Here is a 19,925-nt window from a genome sequence, read left to right as displayed (position 1 = left end):
CTATGTTTTTGTAGGTCAAATATTACAAAACAACTCCCTTAATATATATTAGGGGAGTTCCTTTATCTATAAGGGATTACCGTTTATCGATGACACATCAAAAGTGGTCTCTTTACCATACAAAAAAGCACCCTTTACAACTATTAATTTTTTAGGCAAGTAATATGTGACATCTTTGAAGTCCCAAATCTTTCCAAACTATACCTATCAATGGTGAAAGCTCCCCCACATTCATGGGGGAGTTTTTATTTTCGGGAAGTGGGATTAACGTTTTCCTGCCTTCTTTTGAGCTTCAGCCTGTTCCATCATTTCACGCATCTTCTTCTGGAACTTGTTTTCCTTTTTAGGCTTCTTCTTGTTCTCTTGAATCTGGGCATGAATCTTATTTTCATCCAAAATGTAGTTCTTGATGGCCAGCATAATAAAGATGGTAATCAAGTTGGAGATGAAGTAGTACAAACTCAGTCCACTCGCATAATTGTTGAAGAAAATCAACATAATAAGTGGAGATAGGTACATAATAAACTTCATGTTGGGCATACCAGGTTGCTGTTGCATCTGCATACTTTGCCCTGTGGTCATTGTCATATAGAAAAAGATAGCGATGGAAGCTAAAATTGGGAACAAACTCACGTGATTTCCATAGAAACTCGATATCACGGGAATATTTGTACTCCATTCAAAAATGGAATCATAAGATGCCAAATCCTCTGCCCAAAGGAATGATTTCTGCCTTAACGCAAAAGAAGTAGGAAAGAACATGAACAGTGCATAGAAAATGGGCAACTGTAGCAACGCTGGAATACATCCACTCATTGGGCTTACGCCAGCCTTACCATACAGCTTCATGGTTTCTTGCTGCTTTTTCATGGCATTGTCCTTATACTTCTCGTTGATTTCGGTAATCTCAGGCTTCAATACCTTCATCTTGGCCTGGGACAAGTATGATTTATAGGTAACAGGTGATAAAGCCAATCTCACCAAAATGGTCATCACAATAATTGCTATACCAAAGGGCAAGAAAGAACTTAAAAAGTTATAGAAAGGTGTAAAAACAAATCTATTGATCCATCCAAAGATGCCCCATCCAAAGGGAATAGATTCTACCAATCCCAAATCTTTATATTCTTCCAATACCTTAACATCGGTTGGCCCATAATACCAATGCATATTTTGTACAAGCTCGCCACCCTGTAATTCCAACGGTGCTTTTGTAGCATATTCTTTTGTAAAATGGGTTTCCTTACTTTCCTCCTCAACCAAATTTTTAGAACTTAATGCAGCACTTTTGAAATGATCGTCAGTAGCCAAAATTGTACTAAAGAAGTGTTGACGATAAGATAACCATTTTACATCCTCTTCGGTTTCCTCATCCAATTCACTAGCTTCTGAAAGCTTACTGATTTTGTCATCATCATGGTTATAGGTCAACCGAGTATAACGATTCTCATATTTTACGCTTTTACCATGCCTGATGCCTTTTAAATTCCACTCCAAATCAATAGGACGACCTGAATTAATCACACCATTCAACCCTTGTGACCTAATGGTAAAATCTACCAAATAATCATCAGGTTTCATTTCATAACGATATTCTAAAAAACGATTATCATCAACTTTTGCTTTCATGGAAAGCACTTGATTATCTCCACTTTTGGTAAGGGATGGTTCAAAAAACAAATCTTTGGTGTTAAGTACCCTGTTATCCGTTGTAGAGAAATTAATTCCAAAATCCGCATTAGCATTCTTTACCAAGTAAACAGGCACAGAATCATAAGTCACAAAATTTTTCATTTTTGCTTCAATAATCTGTCCTCCTTTGTTGGCAACTTCCAAATAGAGTACTTCGTTCTCAAGCACAGTTGACCCTTCAGATGCGGCAGTAAAACCAAAAGCCCCCACTGAGCTTTTATAGTTGGCCACAGCAACAGAGTCTTGTAAATTTATCTGAGTGGGCTTATCCTCCTCCACAACTTTTGCAGCCTCAACTTCTTTGGCATTTGCCTCGGCTTCAACTTTTGCCTGTTCAACCTTTTGTGCCTCCAACTCTTCTGGTGTGGGTTGATTTTGGTAAAACATAAAAACGAGTATTCCAAAAATCAATACAAATCCAATAATGGAATTGATATCCAACTTCTTTTCTTCCATGAAAGTTATTTAGTGAAAATCTTCTATTTGCCTTTTCAGGTGGCAAATATATGTCCAAAACCGCAGTTTATGCCAAACTGGCATTAGTTTGTTGCTGTTTTTGTGCTAAAACCGCTTTTACAAAACCAACAAACAAAGGATGAGGGTTGGCCACTGTACTTTTATATTCTGGATGATATTGTACCCCCACAAACCAAGGATGCGACGGAATTTCAATAACCTCTACCAAGCCAGTTTTGGGATTAAAGCCGGTTGCCAACAATCCTGCCTCTTCCATTTGGGTTTTATAGTCGTTATTGAATTCAAAGCGATGTCTATGTCTTTCAGCAATTTCATCACTGCCATAAACACCATGCACCAGACTATCTTTCTTAAGTTTACAATCCCAAGCCCCCAAACGCATGGTTCCTCCCATATCGGTGACCAATTTCTGCTCTTCCATTAAGTTGATGACCGGATACACAGTCTGCTCATCCATTTCCGTGCTATTTGCTCCGTTTAACCCCAATACATTGCGCGCAAATTCAATAACTGCCATCTGCATTCCTAAGCAAATACCTAAAAAGGGAATATTGCTTTCACGGGCATATTGCACCGCCATTATTTTTCCTTCAATGCCACGTTCCCCAAAACCTGGGGCAACCAAAATTCCATCAAGGCCCTTTAGTTTTTCATCAACTTTAGTCGCTGACAAATGTTCAGAATGAATAGATTTAACTTCAACTTTTACTTCATTTGCGGCCCCTGCATGTATAAAGGATTCCAAAATAGATTTATAGGAATCTTGAAGCTCAACATATTTACCGATTAAGCCAATGGTTACTGTATGCTTGGGATTTTTGTGCTTTGTAAGAAATTGTTTCCAAAGATCTAGATTAGGTTCTGCATCATTTGAAAGTGCCAATTTTTCCAAGGCCACGATATCCAATCCCTCTTCCTGCATCAAAATAGGAACATCATAAATAGTAGAGGCATCAATGGACTGAATAACAGCCTCCTGTCTTACATTACAGAAAAGAGCCAATTTTTTCTTGATATCATCCGAAATCTGATGCTCCGTTCTGCACACCAAAATATCTGCTTTTATCCCACTCTCCATCAAAGTTTTTACCGAGTGCTGAGTAGGCTTGGTTTTTAATTCACCGGCTGCTGACAAGAAAGGAACCAAAGTCAAGTGGATAACAATTCCATTGTTATCGCCTAGTTCCCACAGCAATTGTCTTACAGATTCTATATAAGGTAAAGATTCTATATCACCTACAGTACCCCCTATTTCTGTAATAACTATATCATAATCGCCACTTTTTCCCAAAATCTGGATACGCTCCTTAATCTCATTGGTAATATGCGGAACCACTTGGACCGTCTTTCCCAAAAATTCACCTTTGCGTTCTTTTTCAATAACACTTTGGTAAATTCTTCCAGTAGTCACATTATTGGCCTGCGAGGTTCGTACATTCAAAAATCGCTCGTAATGTCCTAAATCAAGATCAGTCTCAGCGCCATCATCGGTTACATAACACTCACCATGTTCATATGGGTTTAACGTTCCCGGATCTACATTGATATACGGGTCTAATTTCTGTATGGTGGTCCGGTATCCTCTGGCTTGAAGTAACTTGGCCAAAGATGCAGCGATAATTCCTTTACCTAAAGAAGAAGTAACGCCCCCCGTAACGAAAATGTACTTTGTCTGTGACATATTTGGGATTTCTATTACGGGGTGTAAAGTTACAAATTGCAAGTGGAAAACAGAATCATTCCTTGGGAAATTCTTTTCGGATTTTCCTAATTAAAGGTTCCAGGCCATTTTCTTTAATGTCCAGCATAGTGGTAAGGTATTCACCTAATTTTCCTGCGGGAAACCCTTTTTGCCTGAACCACACCAAATAAGGTAATGGCAAATCGACCAAATAACGATCTTTATATTTCCCAAATGGCATTCTATAATGTGCCATTTCCAGTAACTTTTCTTTACTTGGTTTAATTTCCATTTGTATGCCTAAAATACTATCTTTCTTGGTTTAAATATCATCAATAATGAAGAGAAGAAATTTCATATCTGCTTCAGCAATCGGCGCAGCGGGAATTATAAGTACAAAATCAATGGCGCAAACCACAAAAATGAGTAAAGACTTTAAACTAAAAAATAACATCAACCATAGTGTTTGCCAATGGTGCTTTGGCCATCTTCCTTTGGAAGAATTCTTGAAAATTCTGAGCGAGATGGGAATTAAGGCCATTGATCTAATAGGCCCCAAAGATTGGCCGCTGCTCAAAAAATATGATATTCATTGTTCTATGTGCAATGGAGCTGAAATAAGTTTGACAGAAGGATGGAACAATCCAAAAAACCATGAAATCCTAATTAAAAATTATACTGAAATGATTCCTAAAGTAGCCAAGGCTGGGTATACCAACCTTATCTGCTTTAGTGGCAATCGAAATGGAATGAATGACTATGTGGGCTTGCAAAATTGTGTTGATGGACTTTCCAAAATCATGCCCCTGGCAGAGGAACATGGAGTGGTTATTCAAATGGAACTTTTTAACCAGACAAACCACCCCGACTACATGTGTGATAGCACACTTTGGGGAGTAGAACTATGCAAACATTTAGGCAGTGACAATTTTAAACTGCTTTATGATATTTACCATATGCAAGTTCAGGAAGGGGATATTATCAAAACTATTCAAACCTACCATGAGTATTTGGGACACTATCATACGGCAGGGGTTCCTGGGCGTAATGAAATTGATGAAAGCCAAGAGCTTTACTACCCTGCCATCATGAAAGCCATTCAAGAAACCGGTTATACTGGATACGTGGCCCAAGAGTTTATTCCTACTTGGGATGATAAAATTGAAGCATTGAAGGATGCCTTTGTTAGATGCGATATTTAGGTTACTTTATTAAATGCCCCAGCATGTTTTTAACATTGGTAAACATAATTTTAAATGACAAAAATTAGTTTGAACAAGGTTAAAATGAATGTTATCAAAACCTCTAATAATGGTGTGGTAAATAAAGAGACCATATTTATTTTTACACAAAATGACAATCTAATCCATGCCGAATATACTGGCGGTCAAATAGTCAAAGGGTTCCTTGTAGGCAATTTGAAGGGCAATACCTTAAAGTTTAGCTATTGTCAATTGCAAGTAGATGGAAGGTTGGACAATGGTTCCTCAACTGGAGAAATTTCAACCTCAAATAAAGGAAAAATTAGATTGACAGAGTATTTCAAATGGGATTCAAGACCAGGGCAGTCGGGCACAAACATTTTTGAACAGATTTAATTTCAATCAAAATATTAAGTAAAAAACAACCCAATTAAGACAATAACCTTTCTAAAAACCATCTTTATGTTCAAAAGACAATTCTTGACATTTACTCTAATACTGTGTACTACTATATCATGTAAAAACACAGGTGTGGAAAATGGTAAAGAAGATTCTAAAAGTACCAATAGGCCCAATATTTTGTTCATCATGTCTGATGATCATGCGTATCAAGCTATAAGTGCGTATGATACCACCTTAATCAAAACTCCTCATATTGATAGAATCGCTAAAGAAGGTATGCTCTTTACCAATGCCTCTGTCACCAACTCTATATGTGCTCCGTCTAGAGCCACAATTCTTACCGGAAAACATACCCACCTGAACGGAAAAATTGATAACCTCACTCCTTTTGATACAACACAAGTTACCTTCCCCCAATTATTTAAAAGAGCTGGTTATCAAACCGCAATGTTCGGGAAACTCCATTTTGGGAATAGCCCAAAAGGTTTTGACGAGTTTAAAATAGTCCCGGGGCAAGGAAGCTATATTAACCCAGATTTTATAACCACCAAAGGTGACACTATTCAAAAAACCGGGTATGCCACGGACATTATTACAGATTTCACACTAGATTGGTTGGATACCAAAAGAAATCCAGAGAAACCATTCTTAATGCTCTATCTACATAAAGCCCCGCACCGAGCATGGTGGCCAAATGCAGCAAAGTTCAAAGCGTTTTCCAAACGTAAATTTCCGGAGCCTGAGTCCCTTTTTGATGACTATCAAAATAGAGGAACAGCTGCTAAAACTGCTGAGATGAACATTTTTAAGCATATGTTGCTTAGCTATGACTGCAAAGTATTTCCAGAAACCTTGGCCGAAATGGAGGTAGACACCGATCCAAGGAATACAAGACTTTTTAATGGGGGGGATTTTTATCGTATGAATCCAGAGCAGTTACAATTGTACAAGCCAGTTGTTGATTCTATCACAAATCATTTTAAGGAAAATTGGCCCAAAATGAACGATCAAGAAAAAACCAGTTGGAAATACCAAAGGTATATTCAAGACTATTTAGCATGCATCTCTTCTGTGGATGACAATGTAGGACGGGTTTTGGATTATCTAGATAAAAATGATTTAGCCAAAAACACTATCGTGATTTATACTTCGGATCAGGGTTTTTACTTGGGTGAACATGGATGGTTTGATAAGCGTTTTATGTATAACGAATCTTTTAAGACTCCCCTGCTAATTAAATGGCCAAACCAAATAAAGCCGGGAACCACAAGTGATGAAATGGTTCAAAATCTTGATTTTGCACAAACCTTTTTGGAAGCAGCTGGAATATCAGCGCCCGAAGACATGCAAGGAGAAAGTTTAATTCCTTTGTTAACCGGAAATACGGAAATATGGGATAGGGATGGTGTGTATTACCATTATTATGAATACCCTGCAGAGCACGCCGTAAAAAGGCATTATGGAATTGCAACAAAAACGCACAAACTCATGCACTTTTATCATGATGTTGATGAATGGGAATTATATGATCTTGAAAAAGACCCCAACGAAATGAACAATGTGTATGCTAATCCAGAATATAGTTCGGTTGTTGATCAACTAAAAAAAGAGCTTGATGCTTTGCGTAAAAAGTACAAGGATTCCCCAGAACTAGATCGGAAGTTCATCGATTCTTACAATAAGAAGAAATCTAAAAAATGATAAGAAACGAACATGGACCTACAAAAGGTTTTTTTTGAAGTAAAATCAAGGTTTAAAAACTGGAGATCATAAGTTAAAAGCTATTTTTAATCTTTTTTTAATGCCTCGGCAATCTTCTTGTTCCATTCCAATTGTTTTTGTGCATTTCTGGAAAAGTTGGTTTCCCAATCGTATTGTTCTTGAAACTTTTGGAGCTCTTCCAAAATCTCCCTATATATTTTTCGGATTTCGGCTTTTACATTATCCGAAAATGAGGTGCGCTCCAATTTATCTCTCATTTTGCGGGCAAAAAGTTCAGAAATATCAAAATGGAGTTGTTCATGACTTAGAATTAAATCGTCACAAACTTCAGGTTTATACCAAGATTCATTAGGGTAAAAAAAGGCGTTTACCTCAAAATCCAATTCCACCTCATGATGAATAAGGTTAGCTGAATATTTATAACTGATTCCGCTTGCGGTAGTGGCAGCCGGAACGGAAGCTGGGGGCACTTTACCTCTAAAATCTGACCATGTAAGCCTTAATTCAGGACTCCATAAAACACCTTCTTCAATTTCTTGGGAAAATCCCAAGAAAGAAAAGAATAGAAAGCATCCTATAGCTGTTATTTTACCCAATCAAATTCAATTATTTTTTCAATATCTGGATGTAAACTATAATGAACTGGACATGTGTTGGCTGTATTTTCCAAAACCTTCCGATGCTTTTCAGAAATATTGCCCGGCAACTCCATCTTTACTTCAATTTTTGAAATTCGTCTAGGGTTCGCCTCCATATGTTTGGTTACTTCTGCGGTCGCTCCTGCCAAATCTACTTCTAGGTCTCTTGCTTTTATTCCCATCATAGTAAGCATACAGCTCGCCAAGCCCGTGGCGACAGTATCTGTTGGTGAAAAAGCTTCTCCCCTTCCATTATTGTCTACTGGTGCATCAGTAATAAATTCATTGTTGGATCTTAGGTGCAAGCAAGTAGTCCTAAGTTCTCCGGTATAGGTTACTTTAGAGGTCATCTAATTTTATTTCTTTTATTCTTAAACTATCATACTCCATTAAATAACAGGCTTTGTTGTAATAGCCAGAGGTCCAATCATTAAAATAATTAAAGCTATTTCCTGTATATTCCGTTAGTCCAATAATCTTTGAGGTTTCAAAAAGATTATTCTTGTGAGCCAGTTTCAATAAAACATCAAAGGTTACATCAAAACCGCGAACCGCGTAACGATCAGGTTTTAATCCTTTATAACGCTTACGATATGCTTTGGTAAAAGCATCATTTGATGCCTCCCTATAAAAAGATGGATAAGAAAACTTCAAATTGGACAGATGCGTCACTTGAACGGCATCCTCTTCAAAAGCGCTATTAAAATTAGTAGTGAACATTCTTACCGATACATCTTCAGTAATGGCTGAATTTAAAATGGAACTCACGCTTGAAACCATATTAGGTTGTGCTGTCTCTACAAAAACCCAATTTTCTTTTTTCTCAGACAATTGAATCAAAAACTCATCCAAATGGAGGGACTTGTTCTCAATTATCTTGGCTATTTGAGCTGCAGGGAATTTGGTCAAAATGGAATCAAGCGCCACTTGATGGGTAGAATCTGCAATGATCACCACATTCTGGTCTGTATATTTTTTTTCCAAGTAGGACAACATCTTTTTCCTAAGGACATCATCTTTTGGCACGGAAAAGAACACATTGTTATGGCTTAACCCACTATTCGAAGTTATGGGTGCAACCACTGGTATATTTTTAGAAGCTGCCTGTACAGCTACTTCATCCAAGGCATCTGGCAATAATGGTCCAATAATGGCATTGACCCCAATAAAGTTTTCCCTAAAGAAAATCTCTTTTACTTTATCCTGATTTCGTTCTGTATCATACGTTTTTACATCTACCGAAATTCCCATTTTTTTTATGGAATCCATGGCAACCATGGCTCCAGAATAGAATCCAACGCTAACATTGACGTCTTTTCTGTTTTTAATTTGATTGATTGTTTTTTTCCTATCGCTAAAATTGACCCGATCTAGCCTAAAAGGCAGCATAAAAACCAATTTTGGCCTGTTTTCCGTGTTAACACTATCAATAAGATTGATCTTATCTATGACCAATGCATTTTTGACTTCTAATCCTTCTGCATTTTCCTTGGGAAGTTTTAATACCATTCCAGCTTTTAAGCCGTTTTCCAAATCTGGATTTAACCGGAACAATTCATCTCTAGTAATTTTCAGGTTTTGGGTAAGCCTAAAAATATTCTGCTTTGGTTTTACCTCGTAAAAAATGAAGTTCTCCGTATTTACCTCTCCCGATGTATCCCTTTTCTTTGGCAACCGAATAATCATGCCTTCCTTCAACCCCCCGCGTTCCATAATTTCAGGATTCAGTTTAACGATAGAATCTGAGGGAATACCGTATTCTTTCCCTAAACTATACAAAGTTTGTTTGGGTGGCACGGTAAAAGAAGTGAACAAATCAACCTGTTGGTCTTTTAAGCTATCTCCTTTCGGTCTTGGCAATTTCAATTCCTGGCCCATGGCCAAATAATCAGACGTTTTACTTAAATCCGGATTCAAGGCAACCAAACTATCCACTGTTATCCCATATTTATGGGCAATACTCCATCTAGTCTCTTTGGGCAAAACCGTATAGGTCTCAAAATCGAGTTCCTGCTCTTCTTCCTCTATGCGCTCTGGGAATTTAGGAATCTGCAAAATCATACCCTTTTTTAAGGGCTCTGCATATAATTGTCTATTGTACCGTTTTAATTGTTCTTCGGTAATATCATATTTCTGGGTAAGTCCAAAAAGAGTCTCTCTTTTTCTGACTCTATGCCTTGAAAATCCAAGAGGTTTTTCCTGTTCTTTTACATTCTCCTCTTTTGGTTCATTTCCTTGGGTAATCACAGATCCATCAAGAGGAATGACCAGAATAGTATTGACCTTTACATCTGCGGCAGTTTTTAATTCCTTATTGGATTGCAAAATAGTATAAGGAGTAACCCTATACTTTTGAGAAATACTCTGTAACGTCTCCCCTTCTTTAACCGCATGTGTGGTATACTTTTGGGCAGAAACCTGAATTGAAGTCAATAAAAAGACAACAATACCCAGTCTTAAAATATATTTTTTCATTCCCATTCTATAGTTGCAGGTGGCTTAGAACTAATGTCATACACTACTCTATTAACGCCTTTGACCTTATTTATTATATCATTGGAGGTCTTTTGTAAAAATTCGTAGGGTAAATTTACCCAATCCGCGGTCATTCCGTCTGTACTTTCTACTGCCCGTAGCGCGACACATTTCTCATATGTACGTTCATCTCCCATAACTCCTACACTATTTACGGGCAAAAGCATGGCTCCGGCCTGCCAGACTTTATCATAAAGTCCCCATTTTTTCAACCCCTCAATAAAAATCGCATCAACTTCCTGTAAAATAGACACCTTTTCGGCGGTAATGTCACCCAGAATACGAATTCCTAAGCCTGGGCCTGGAAATGGGTGTCTGCCCAATATGGTTGGATCCATATCCAAATTCTTTCCAACCCTTCGCACTTCATCTTTAAACAATAAATGTAGTGGTTCCACAATCTTCAGTTTCATATAATCGGGCAATCCGCCAACATTGTGATGACTTTTGATTACTGCTGATGGGCCTCCACTTGCCGACACCGATTCTATACGGTCTGGGTAAATGGTACCTTGTGCCAGCCACTTTGCATTTTCAACCTTGTGGGCCTCATCATCAAAAACCTCAATAAATACCCTTCCAATAATCTTTCTTTTCCCTTCGGGGTCTGATTCTCCCTTCAGAGCATTCAAAAAACGTGCCGAAGCATCTACGCCCTTCACGTTCAAACCCATATGCTTGTACTGATCTAACACGCTTTCAAACTCATTTTTGCGCAACAATCCATTGTTTACAAAAATACAGTGCAGATGTTCTCCAATAGCCTTGTGCAATAACATAGCTGCTACACTGGAATCTACACCTCCGGAAAGTCCCAAGATTACTTTTTCATCACCTATCTTCTCCTTAAGCTCAGCAACCGTGGTTTCAATAAAGGCATCTGGTGTCCAATCCTGATTTAATCCCGCAATGTTAACCAAAAAGTTCTCCAAAAGCTTTTTACCATCTGTGGTATGATATACTTCTGGATGAAACTGGATCCCATAAGTTTGTTCCCCTTCTATCTTAAACGCAGCGTTTTCAACATCATGGGTACTCGCCAAATGAACAGCTCCTTCCGGTAATTGTTTGATGGTGTCGCTATGGCTCATCCATACTTGGCTTCCCTCATTCAATCCATCAAGAAAACCTTCTCCATCTTTTACGTAAGACAGATTGGCCCGGCCATATTCCCTTGTAGCCGAAGGAGCCACATTACCACCGTGAAAATGGGAAAGATATTGGGCACCGTAGCAAATACCCAACAAAGGCTTTTTCCCTTTTATTTCCGATAGATCGGGATGCGGAGCATTTTCACTTCTTACCGAGAACGGAGAACCTGATAAAATCACAGCTTTATACTGTGATAAATCCTTTGGAGGGTTGTTGTATGGTTTTATTTCTGAGTAAATATTGAGTTCCCTGACGCGTCTTGCGATCAACTGTGTGTACTGGGAACCAAAGTCTAGGATAAGTACGTTGTTCTGCATGGGCAAAAATAGCAATTTGCCGCAGTTGAAAAAGTATCTTTTCAGGTATATTTTCAGAACTTTTTTAAAGGCTTATCAACACAAACGAAGCTTGCTTGTTTTCAGGTATTTGGTAAAAAACCTGAATTGAATATAATGTTATGTAGTTTTTTTCTTAACATTTTTCGTCATTTCTTTGCTTCCCTAAACACAAACCAAAGCATTAGTCATGATCAAAGGATTTATCTTCGATTTAGATGGGGTCATTACAGACACGGCAGCATTGCATTATGTTGCTTGGAAAAAAATGGCAGATGAAATGGGATGGGCCTTTGACCATGATGTCAACGATAAACTTAGGGGCATATCCCGAACCGACTCCATAAAAGTGATTTTGGAGCATAACAATACGACATTGGAGGAGCATAAACTGGAAGAACTGGCCGCCAAAAAAAATGATATTTATGTTGCCAGCTTGGAAACCATGACTTCAGAAGATTATCTTCCTGGAGCCAAGGCACTTTTAACACATTTAAGAACCGAAGGTTTTGCGGTTGCATTGGGAAGTGCCAGTAAAAATGCCGAAAAGGTCTTGAAGCAATTGAATGCAAATCCTTATTTTGATGTTATTGGGGACGGCCATAGTGTATCTAACAGCAAGCCAGCACCAGATATTTTCCTTTTTGGGGCAGAAAAAATGAAACTTCAACCAGAAGAGTGTATCGTTTTTGAGGATGCAGAAAGTGGTATTGATGCTGCTAAAGCGGGTGGGTTTTATAGTGTGGGCATTGGCCCAGAGGAACGAGTAGGCCATGCCGATTTGCGTTTTGATACCATGGAGCAGGCAACGCTTTTTGAGGTGAAGGCGTATTTCAAGGAATTGTTTTAACAATCAACTAGGTTAAAATTTCACTTAAAAAACAAAAGCCCCGGGAACCACTCCGGGGCTTTTAATAAAATCAAAACCAACCTAAACATATGAGTTTACCTCATATTTTTTTAAAAAATTTTCATAGCAATTTTCTCTAATAGAACAACCAGGTAACAAAATACCCTACCTGTTTTTTTATTTTTTTAAAAAAAAGTTACTCAAAGGGTATCTCAGAGGTTAAATCGACCTTAAAAAAATAGAGGTCATCATCATCTGGCCCATATTGAAGTAAGCTATCAACAGCTGTTGAAGTAAAGCTTTCTTTTTGAGTACTCACAACACTACACCCATTTTTAAAAGTTTTAGGGAGAGTGGCAGAAAAATCGTCCAACGTGAAAATTTTCCTAGTAGGGTCCAGCAATCGAATCTGTCCTCCATAGGTTACATTAGGCAACACCCAGGTTTCTTTTGGAAATTCTTTATGGAGTTTTTGCTCTAGTGCTGTATATTCAAAATGTATATCTGACTTAATCCCCAAAAGTTTTTCCAATGGTGTTCTTAAAACCTGAAAGCATAAAACAGAAATGTAAATAATAGTTCCCCATTTTATATAATTGTTCTTTATAGAACCCAGAAACGCTACAAATAATACCAAATAAGGTAATAAGAGTGGAAGCAACCATCTACCGTGAACATCTTGGGCATCCATCAACACAAAAAAGATGAGCAACACTCCAAACTGTACAATTCCTAAATGCAACAGCCATCTCAATTTCTTGTTAGTTTGGAGATTCTTTTTTCTGAAGAAAAACAATCCAACTAGCAATAAAAGTATGGGCAACATTCCTTCCAAAAGTGCTTTACTCATTTTTAAAATAGGGCCTACTACTATTATTCCAGGGTCTGAGTCTCCAAACTTTGCTCCCAAGCTTCTTTTTATTTCAATCAAATACCCATCATGCAACAACCAATATAAATGAGGGAACACCAAAGCAACTGCAACTATGCATGACAACAAGACTCTTCTATTCCAAATAATTGCCTTAAGGTCGGCATTAAAAAAAGAAGCAATAAAAAGTGAAGCCGGAAAAAGCGCATAATTATATTTTGCAAGCATTCCAATGCCCATAGCCACTCCCAACAATAGATAATTGTAAGAAGATTTTTTTTGAACCAGTTTGGCTACGATCAGATAGGTGATCATTATGGTCAAACTTGCCAATAATGTGTGCGAAAGTCTCCTAAAGGCAAAATCAATAAACACAGGAATCAAAACCGAAGCCAACATTACCAACTGGGCTTTCTTTGTTTCATCAAGCACCTTTTTTCCAAACTTGGCCAACAACAGTAAAATTGAAGCAAAAAGTAGTCCCCTTAGCAAAGAGAACGAAAACTTGGTGACCCCAAAACAGTAATTGACAATTTTTTGCAGCCAAGTGTACAACGGAGGCTGGTCATCATATCCCCACCGCCACCATTGGGAATAATAAGCTTGCTCTGCATCTTCCAATTCCAAAGAGTTTTTCAAATAACTGATGAGGACAATCGATAAAACGGAAAATAAAGCAAGGGGCCAGGTAATTTTGCTTTTGGTGATAAAACCCGTCATTACTCAATTTTCAATATTGAAAATCCTTTAGCCGTTGGATTAAGATGATCCACGAGAAACGGAACAAGCTTAACACCAAACTCCAAGTAGAGTTCTGAAAAGTTAAGTTGTCGTTCTTGTAAGGACTGATTCGGGAAAAGTTCGTTCTGAAGGTCGGTCATTCGAATAACATGGTCTTTCAGTTTTCTTTTTTGGGCCTTTAAAAGACGTTTTTCAAGGGCATCCAACCCATTCTTTTGTTTTACCTCTTGAGCTTTAACAGCTCCTAAAAAGGTTTCATCGGTTTCTTTAGCCAGTTTGTACATAGACTCAAACTGTTCTTCCAAAAGTTTTCTCTGTTCGGAAAAATCAATGTCAATATTGGAAATCTCCCGAATTTTCTTGTTGATAAAACTGTTCTGCTTTAAAAACAAATTGGAAACCGTTAAATCTAATTTCTCGACTTTTTTTGCCTGTTTTTCCGTGAGCACCAAAGCAGAATTTCGCAGCAATAGCATTGGAAAAGGAATTTCCATTGTTTGAAAATATGATTTTAGTTCTAACCAATAGGCCAACTCTCCTCCTCCTCCAATATAACATAGATTGGGCAAAATCACTTCTTGATACAAAGGTCTTGCTATAACATTTGGAGAAAATCGTTCCGGGCAATTTTTAAGTTCTTCTTTCAATTCACTTTGTGAAAATTGAATCTCGGTATTATTTACCACATATTTTCCCTCTTTCTCCACAATCCGTTCCCGAACTCCATCCACCAAATAGAAATAATTAATTTCCCTTGGGTTTACCTGAATTGTGTAATCAGAAGAAACCTGTTTTAATGCTTCAATCGACTCAGAAACTTTCTGAAACGCGGTGTTTTCAAAAATGTCTTTTTCAGCGTAAGGTGTCAATATTTTTTTCAGAGCAACATCATCACCGTCAATAATTACCAAACCGTGTTCACCAAAAAGTGCATTGGCTAAAAATCGAGTGGCATCAGTAAGGTTTGAATGTCCCAAATATGCTTTTTGAAAAAGCTCATTCAATTGGTTGGCATTAGTAGAATTACCCAATTCTTGGAAAAACGTATTAAAAACGCTATCTAAACCATCGGTTTTCAATTTACCTACCGCACCGGAAGCATCAAGGTTCCATTGTACTTTCTTCCCTTGAAAGTTGAAGTAATTGATCTCATCAAAGTCATGATCTTCCGTAGCCATCCAATACACCGGAACAAAATTGTGCTTGGGATAGACTTCCTTTAATTGTTTGGTAAGGTTGATGGTGGATATAATCTTGTATAGAAAATACAACGGCCCGGTAAACAGGTTCAACTGATGCCCGGTAACCACGGCAAACGTATTTTTTTTTTCCAATGAAGCTATATGTTCCGATGTAGCTTCCGAAACTTCAAAGCTTTTATACTGTGTTCTAAGTACATCAACCAAAATTGGTCTATGTGCTTCAGGAAAATTAGCTTCCTTTTCCGCAATCTGTACCTTGAAGTTCTTTATATCTGGAAAGTGGCCGAAAAAAGGTTTCAGTTCCTTTTTCTGGTCTAAATAATCACAAATAAGTTTAGAGAAATAACCCGTTTCTTTAAAAGGTATACAATCTACTTCCATTCAGTTGAAATATCGCGTTAAAGATAATCCTCTTCTTTTTTTCTTCTCCTAAAAATACGTTAATTGCTTATTAGCCTGATCTGAAGTCATGGAAAAGAAGGTGATTGTTCTTCAATTTATTGTTAGATTTGGAAGGACTAATTCTAACTAAATGACAAGATTTTTACTTTTATCGTTCTTCCTGTTTTCTTTTATTTCTTCTGCACAACTCAAATCCCCTTCTGAGTTTTTAGGATATAAACTAGGTACTGAATTTACAAGGCACCATGAAGTGGTAGATTATTATGAATATTTAGCCAAAGAGGCGCCTGACAGGGTTAAACTTACCATTTATGGGCAAACCAATGAACGTAGACCCTTGTTATTGGCCTATGTGTCTTCTTCTGAAAACATTTCCAATCTGGAAAACATTAGAACAGAGCATTTGAAAGACACGAAAGGTTCTGGAAACTCGTCAAAAGCAATAGTATGGCTAAGCTATAACGTTCACGGAAATGAAAGTGTGAGCACCGAAGCTTCCATGCAGACCATTTATGATTTATTGACATCCAAAAGTTCTTATTTGGAAGATACCGTTGTCATTATGGATCCCTGTATAAATCCTGATGGGCGTGACCGATATAGCAATTGGTACAATCAATATAAAAATTCGCCATACCAAGTGGACCCAAATAGTAAGGAGCATAATGAAGGTTGGTGGAATGGGCGTAGCAATCATTATATGTTCGATTTAAATAGAGACTGGGCTTGGCTTACACAGGTGGAAAGCCAGCAACGGATGAAAGTTTATAACGATTGGTTGCCCCATGTGCATGTTGATTTTCATGAACAAGGAGTGGACAATCCCTATTATTTTGCCCCTGCGGCTGAGCCTTATCACGAAGTGATAACAGATTTTCAACGCGATTTTCAGGTTACATTGGGTAAAAATCACGCCAAGTACTTTGATGCCAACGGATGGTTCTATTTTACCAAAGAAATTTTTGATCTTTTCTATCCAAGCTACGGGGACACCTACCCTACCTATAACGGAGCCATTGGTATGACTTATGAGCAAGGTGGCAGCGGACGTGGTGGTCTTGGTGTTATTACCAAAATTGGAGATACTTTAACCCTAAAAGATAGATTAGCTCATCATCATACCACAGGGTTATCCACTGTAGAGGTGGCTTCAAAAAATGCCAAAAAACTGAATTCTGAGTTTAAAAAATTCTATCAAAAAAGAGATTTTAAGTATAAAAGCTACGTGCTCAACGGTGATGAGGATAAAATTAATGCTTTAAAGGATTTGTTGGCAAAACATAAAATTGAGTATAGTGCTGCTTCAAAAGGCACGGTGAAGGGTTTTAATTACACCACTGGAAGCAATGGCAATATGACCACATCAAATAACAGCTTGGTCGTTTCTACAAACCAACCTAAGGGAACACTGGTAAAAGTACTGTTTGAACCAAATGCTAAGCTAAGTGATTCATTGACATACGACATTACGGCTTGGTCGCTACCCTATGCCTATGGTCTTAATGCGGTTGCATCAAATTCGTTAATTAGTAGTTCCGGCAATGATTCTTCAGTCGACCCAATAACAAATAACAGTGTCAACCCAAATAGTTATGCCTATATAGCAGATTGGAACAGTATGAAGGATGCTCGTTTTCTTGCAACACTTTTAAAAAATGGCATTAGGGTTCGCAAAGCCGATCATCCTTTTTCCATTGAAGGAAAATCATTTAAGAGAGGTAGTTTAATAATCACCAAGGCAGATAATCAGAATAAAACGGATTTCATTGCTGTTTTGACAAAAACCGCCAATGAATACAAGAAGGAGATTACAAATTCAAAAACTGGCTTTGTAGATTCCGGAAAGGATTTTGGTTCCTCTTATGTTCAAATGATCACAAAACCTAAAATTGCAGTTTTATCTGGCAAACCAACCTCTACATTAAGGTTTGGTGAAATCTGGCACTTTTTTGAGCAACAACTGCATTACCCAATTACAGTATTGAACAGCGACTATGCTAACAATGTAGATTTAAAAGACTATCATATTCTGGTGCTGCCAAGTGGCAACTATGGTAATTTCTTCAAAGAAAAACAGTTAACAAAATTACAGGATTGGGTGAAAGGTGGTGGTAAAATCATTGCAATGGGCGGTTCCATAAATGCCATTGATGGTGAAAAAGGTTTTGGTATAAAAAAGAAAGAGACAAAAAAAGATTCCACTGCCAATAAACCCAAACCTCATAAGAATGCGCAAAGAGAGAATATTAAAAATGCCATAACAGGAGCAATTTTTAAAACCAAGGTAGACAATACCCACCCTTTGGCCTATGGCTATGGCACAGATTATTTTACACTTAAATTGGGAAGTGCAAGCTATGATTACCTAAAAAATGGGAACGCGGTTTATTTGGAAAACAATACTACTCCTGTTTCTGGTTTTGCAGGAAGCAAAGCATTGAAAAAAGTAGGCAATACCTTAGTTTTTGGTGCTCAAAATTATGGACAGGGCCAAGTAATCTATATGGTGGACAATCCTTTGTTTAGAGGTTTTTGGGAAAATGGGAAATTGTTTTTTGCCAATGCCCTTTTTATGGTGGATTAATATCTTTTTTTTCGAAAGACCCAAAGATATTGTGACTAAGGCAAAAATACTGCCATATGTCGTTAAAAATCATTAATTTAGAATAGTTTTTTCAATTAAAAACGGCAGCAGTTATGAATCAGATATATTCAAGAATTCAGCACAAGACCCTAACAATAATATGCTCCGTATTATGTGTTTTGGCATTTGGAACCAAAGAAACATTTGCATTTCAAGAACAATCCCAAGTAGATAATTACAATCAATATAAAGGTAAAATAGTAGATGCCACATCCAAAAAACCTTTGGTGTTTGCAACTTTATCTGTGGAAGGCACCAACATCAGCACGATCACGAATACAGAAGGTAGTTTTCTCTTGAAAATTCCACAGAGTATCACAGATGGTACAATCGTGGTTTCTTTTTTGGGATATAAAAGCAAGAATATCAAGCTTTCAGAACTAAAACCCAATAAAAATAAGATTTCCTTATCCGTATCGGTGACAGAACTTTCTGAAGTCAATATCAATGCCCCAAAAGATGCTTCGGCATTGGTAAAAGAAACGCTAGCTAGAAAAGGGGACAATTATTTTGACGACCCAACATTGATGACAGCATTTTATAGAGAAACCATAAAGAAGAGGCGCAAAAATGTTTCTTTATCGGAAGCGGTTGTTAATATTTACAAATCTCCTTACAGTTCGCTTAGAAAAGATGCCGTGGAACTTTACAGAGCCAGAAAAAGTACTGATTATAGTAGATTGGACACCGTAGCCCTTAAATTACAGGGTGGCCCTTTTAATGCACTATACGTTGATATTATGAAATATCCAGAGTATATCTTTGATAACAACTCTATTGATGACTATAAGTTTAGATTTAGCAGGTCTACCAGAATCAACGACAGATTAATCTATGTAATCAAATTTGAGCAACATGAGTCCATAATGGCACCATTATACAAAGGTGAACTGTTTATTGATGTTGACAACAAAACTTTGACCAGCGCCATTTATACACTCAACATTACGGACAAAGTAGCGGCTGCCAAGCTTTTTGTTCGCAGAAAACCTGCTAGAGTTGATGTCTGGCCAACTGAAGTTGCCTATAGAGTAGATTATAGGGAGAAAAGTGGAAAATGGTACTACGGTTATAGCAATGTTCTGTTAAAGTTTAAAGTTGATTGGGAGGATAAGTTGTTCAATTCGGTGTATAGCATGATGGCAGAAATGGCAGTCACAGATTGGGAAAAAAATGTAACTGGGAAATTACCCAAGAATAGGGAGCGCCTTAAAAAATCAATTATTTTAAGTGATGAGGCAATTGGTTTCTCCGATCCAGATTTTTGGGGTGAATATAATATTATTGAACCTGAAAAATCCATAGAATCGGCAATTAAAAAAATACAACGACAATTACGTAAGGCCAAATCCAAAGGTGGAACATCGGCCCCATGATAT

At 37.6% G+C, this 19,925-nt stretch carries 15 protein-coding genes; 6 read left to right on the top strand and 9 right to left on the bottom strand.

All coding sequences use genetic code 11. The features are described from left to right. Nucleotides 1-264 precede the first annotated feature (264 nt). The 3 genes from yidC to CRO15_RS05885 form a co-directional block, all read right to left on the bottom strand. A complete protein-coding gene (yidC, locus tag CRO15_RS05895; RefSeq protein WP_097044895.1) occupies nucleotides 265-2,148 on the bottom strand; it encodes a membrane protein insertase YidC in 1,884 nt (627 codons plus the stop codon). Between the two features lie 67 nt (nucleotides 2,149-2,215). Continuing rightward, a complete protein-coding gene (locus tag CRO15_RS05890; RefSeq protein ID WP_097044894.1) occupies nucleotides 2,216-3,850 on the bottom strand; it encodes a CTP synthase in 1,635 nt (544 codons plus the stop codon). A 55-nt stretch (nucleotides 3,851-3,905) separates the two neighbouring features. Then, nucleotides 3,906-4,142 (bottom strand): DUF3820 family protein, encoded by a 237-nt coding sequence (locus CRO15_RS05885; RefSeq protein WP_097044893.1) that lies wholly within the window; start codon nucleotides 4,140-4,142, stop codon nucleotides 3,906-3,908. A 46-nt stretch (nucleotides 4,143-4,188) separates the two neighbouring features. On the opposite strand from CRO15_RS05885, the gene CRO15_RS05880 reads away from it, so the two are divergent. From CRO15_RS05880 to CRO15_RS05870, 3 genes are all read left to right on the top strand, one after another. After that, nucleotides 4,189-5,052 carry a hydroxypyruvate isomerase family protein gene (locus CRO15_RS05880; protein ID WP_097044892.1) on the top strand — a complete coding sequence of 288 codons (864 nt, stop codon included), beginning with the start codon at nucleotides 4,189-4,191 and terminating at the stop codon, nucleotides 5,050-5,052. 54 nt (nucleotides 5,053-5,106) lie between these two features. Next, nucleotides 5,107-5,448: an avidin-fold protein gene (locus CRO15_RS05875; protein WP_097044891.1), complete on the top strand. Its 342-nt coding sequence runs from the start codon at nucleotides 5,107-5,109 to the stop codon at nucleotides 5,446-5,448. A 66-nt stretch (nucleotides 5,449-5,514) separates the two neighbouring features. Then, complete coding sequence (locus CRO15_RS05870; protein ID WP_097044890.1) at nucleotides 5,515-7,155, top strand: sulfatase family protein; 1,641 nt, start codon at nucleotides 5,515-5,517, stop codon at nucleotides 7,153-7,155. An 86-nt stretch (nucleotides 7,156-7,241) separates the two neighbouring features. Here CRO15_RS05870 and CRO15_RS05865 read toward each other — a convergent pair whose 3' ends face one another. From CRO15_RS05865 to guaA, 4 genes are read right to left on the bottom strand one after another with little or no spacing between them, the layout of a single operon-like run. Then, entirely contained in the window at nucleotides 7,242-7,772 is a 531-nt protein-coding gene (locus tag CRO15_RS05865) for a DUF922 domain-containing protein (RefSeq protein ID WP_097044889.1), read from the bottom strand. Continuing rightward, entirely contained in the window at nucleotides 7,760-8,164 is a 405-nt protein-coding gene (locus CRO15_RS05860) for an OsmC family protein (protein WP_097044888.1), read from the bottom strand. Before CRO15_RS05860 ends, CRO15_RS05865 begins: the two co-directional genes overlap by 13 nt. Continuing rightward, complete coding sequence (locus tag CRO15_RS05855) at nucleotides 8,154-10,289, bottom strand: LysM peptidoglycan-binding domain-containing protein (protein ID WP_097045593.1); 2,136 nt, start codon at nucleotides 10,287-10,289, stop codon at nucleotides 8,154-8,156. The genes CRO15_RS05860 and CRO15_RS05855 overlap by 11 nt, the downstream gene beginning before the upstream one ends. Beyond that, nucleotides 10,286-11,818, bottom strand: coding sequence for a glutamine-hydrolyzing GMP synthase (guaA, locus tag CRO15_RS05850; protein ID WP_097044887.1), 1,533 nt, complete (start codon nucleotides 11,816-11,818; stop codon nucleotides 10,286-10,288). The genes CRO15_RS05855 and guaA overlap by 4 nt, the downstream gene beginning before the upstream one ends. Before the next feature lie 208 nt (nucleotides 11,819-12,026). Here guaA and pgmB point away from each other — a divergent pair, with 208 nt between their 5' ends. Continuing rightward, on the top strand, nucleotides 12,027-12,686 hold the full coding sequence (gene pgmB, locus CRO15_RS05845; protein ID WP_097044886.1) for a beta-phosphoglucomutase: 660 nt from the start codon (nucleotides 12,027-12,029) through the stop codon (nucleotides 12,684-12,686). A gap of 196 nt (nucleotides 12,687-12,882) precedes the next feature. Here pgmB and CRO15_RS05840 read toward each other — a convergent pair whose 3' ends face one another. Then, the gene (locus CRO15_RS05840) at nucleotides 12,883-14,277 is read right to left on the bottom strand and encodes an ArnT family glycosyltransferase (protein ID WP_097044885.1); all 1,395 of its coding nucleotides are present in this window, start codon (nucleotides 14,275-14,277) and stop codon (nucleotides 12,883-12,885) included. Next, the gene (gene bshC / locus CRO15_RS05835) at nucleotides 14,277-15,881 is read right to left on the bottom strand and encodes a bacillithiol biosynthesis cysteine-adding enzyme BshC (RefSeq protein ID WP_097044884.1); all 1,605 of its coding nucleotides are present in this window, start codon (nucleotides 15,879-15,881) and stop codon (nucleotides 14,277-14,279) included. The genes CRO15_RS05840 and bshC overlap by 1 nt, the downstream gene beginning before the upstream one ends. Nucleotides 15,882-16,032: 151 nt before the next feature. Here bshC and CRO15_RS05830 point away from each other — a divergent pair, with 151 nt between their 5' ends. Together CRO15_RS05830 and CRO15_RS05825 are read left to right on the top strand one after the other, a co-directional pair. Then, nucleotides 16,033-18,486 (top strand): M14 metallopeptidase family protein, encoded by a 2,454-nt coding sequence (locus CRO15_RS05830; RefSeq protein WP_097044883.1) that lies wholly within the window; start codon nucleotides 16,033-16,035, stop codon nucleotides 18,484-18,486. Between the two features lie 113 nt (nucleotides 18,487-18,599). Then, nucleotides 18,600-19,922: a carboxypeptidase-like regulatory domain-containing protein gene (locus CRO15_RS05825; protein WP_097044882.1), complete on the top strand. Its 1,323-nt coding sequence runs from the start codon at nucleotides 18,600-18,602 to the stop codon at nucleotides 19,920-19,922. Nucleotides 19,923-19,925: the final 3 nt, after the last annotated feature.

It is taken from the genome of Flagellimonas pacifica, from assembly GCF_900215465.1.
Taxonomy (GTDB): domain Bacteria; phylum Bacteroidota; class Bacteroidia; order Flavobacteriales; family Flavobacteriaceae; genus Flagellimonas; species Flagellimonas pacifica.
Note: the sequence above shows the minus strand (reverse complement) of the source record. Positions and strands in the feature narration are given on the sequence as shown.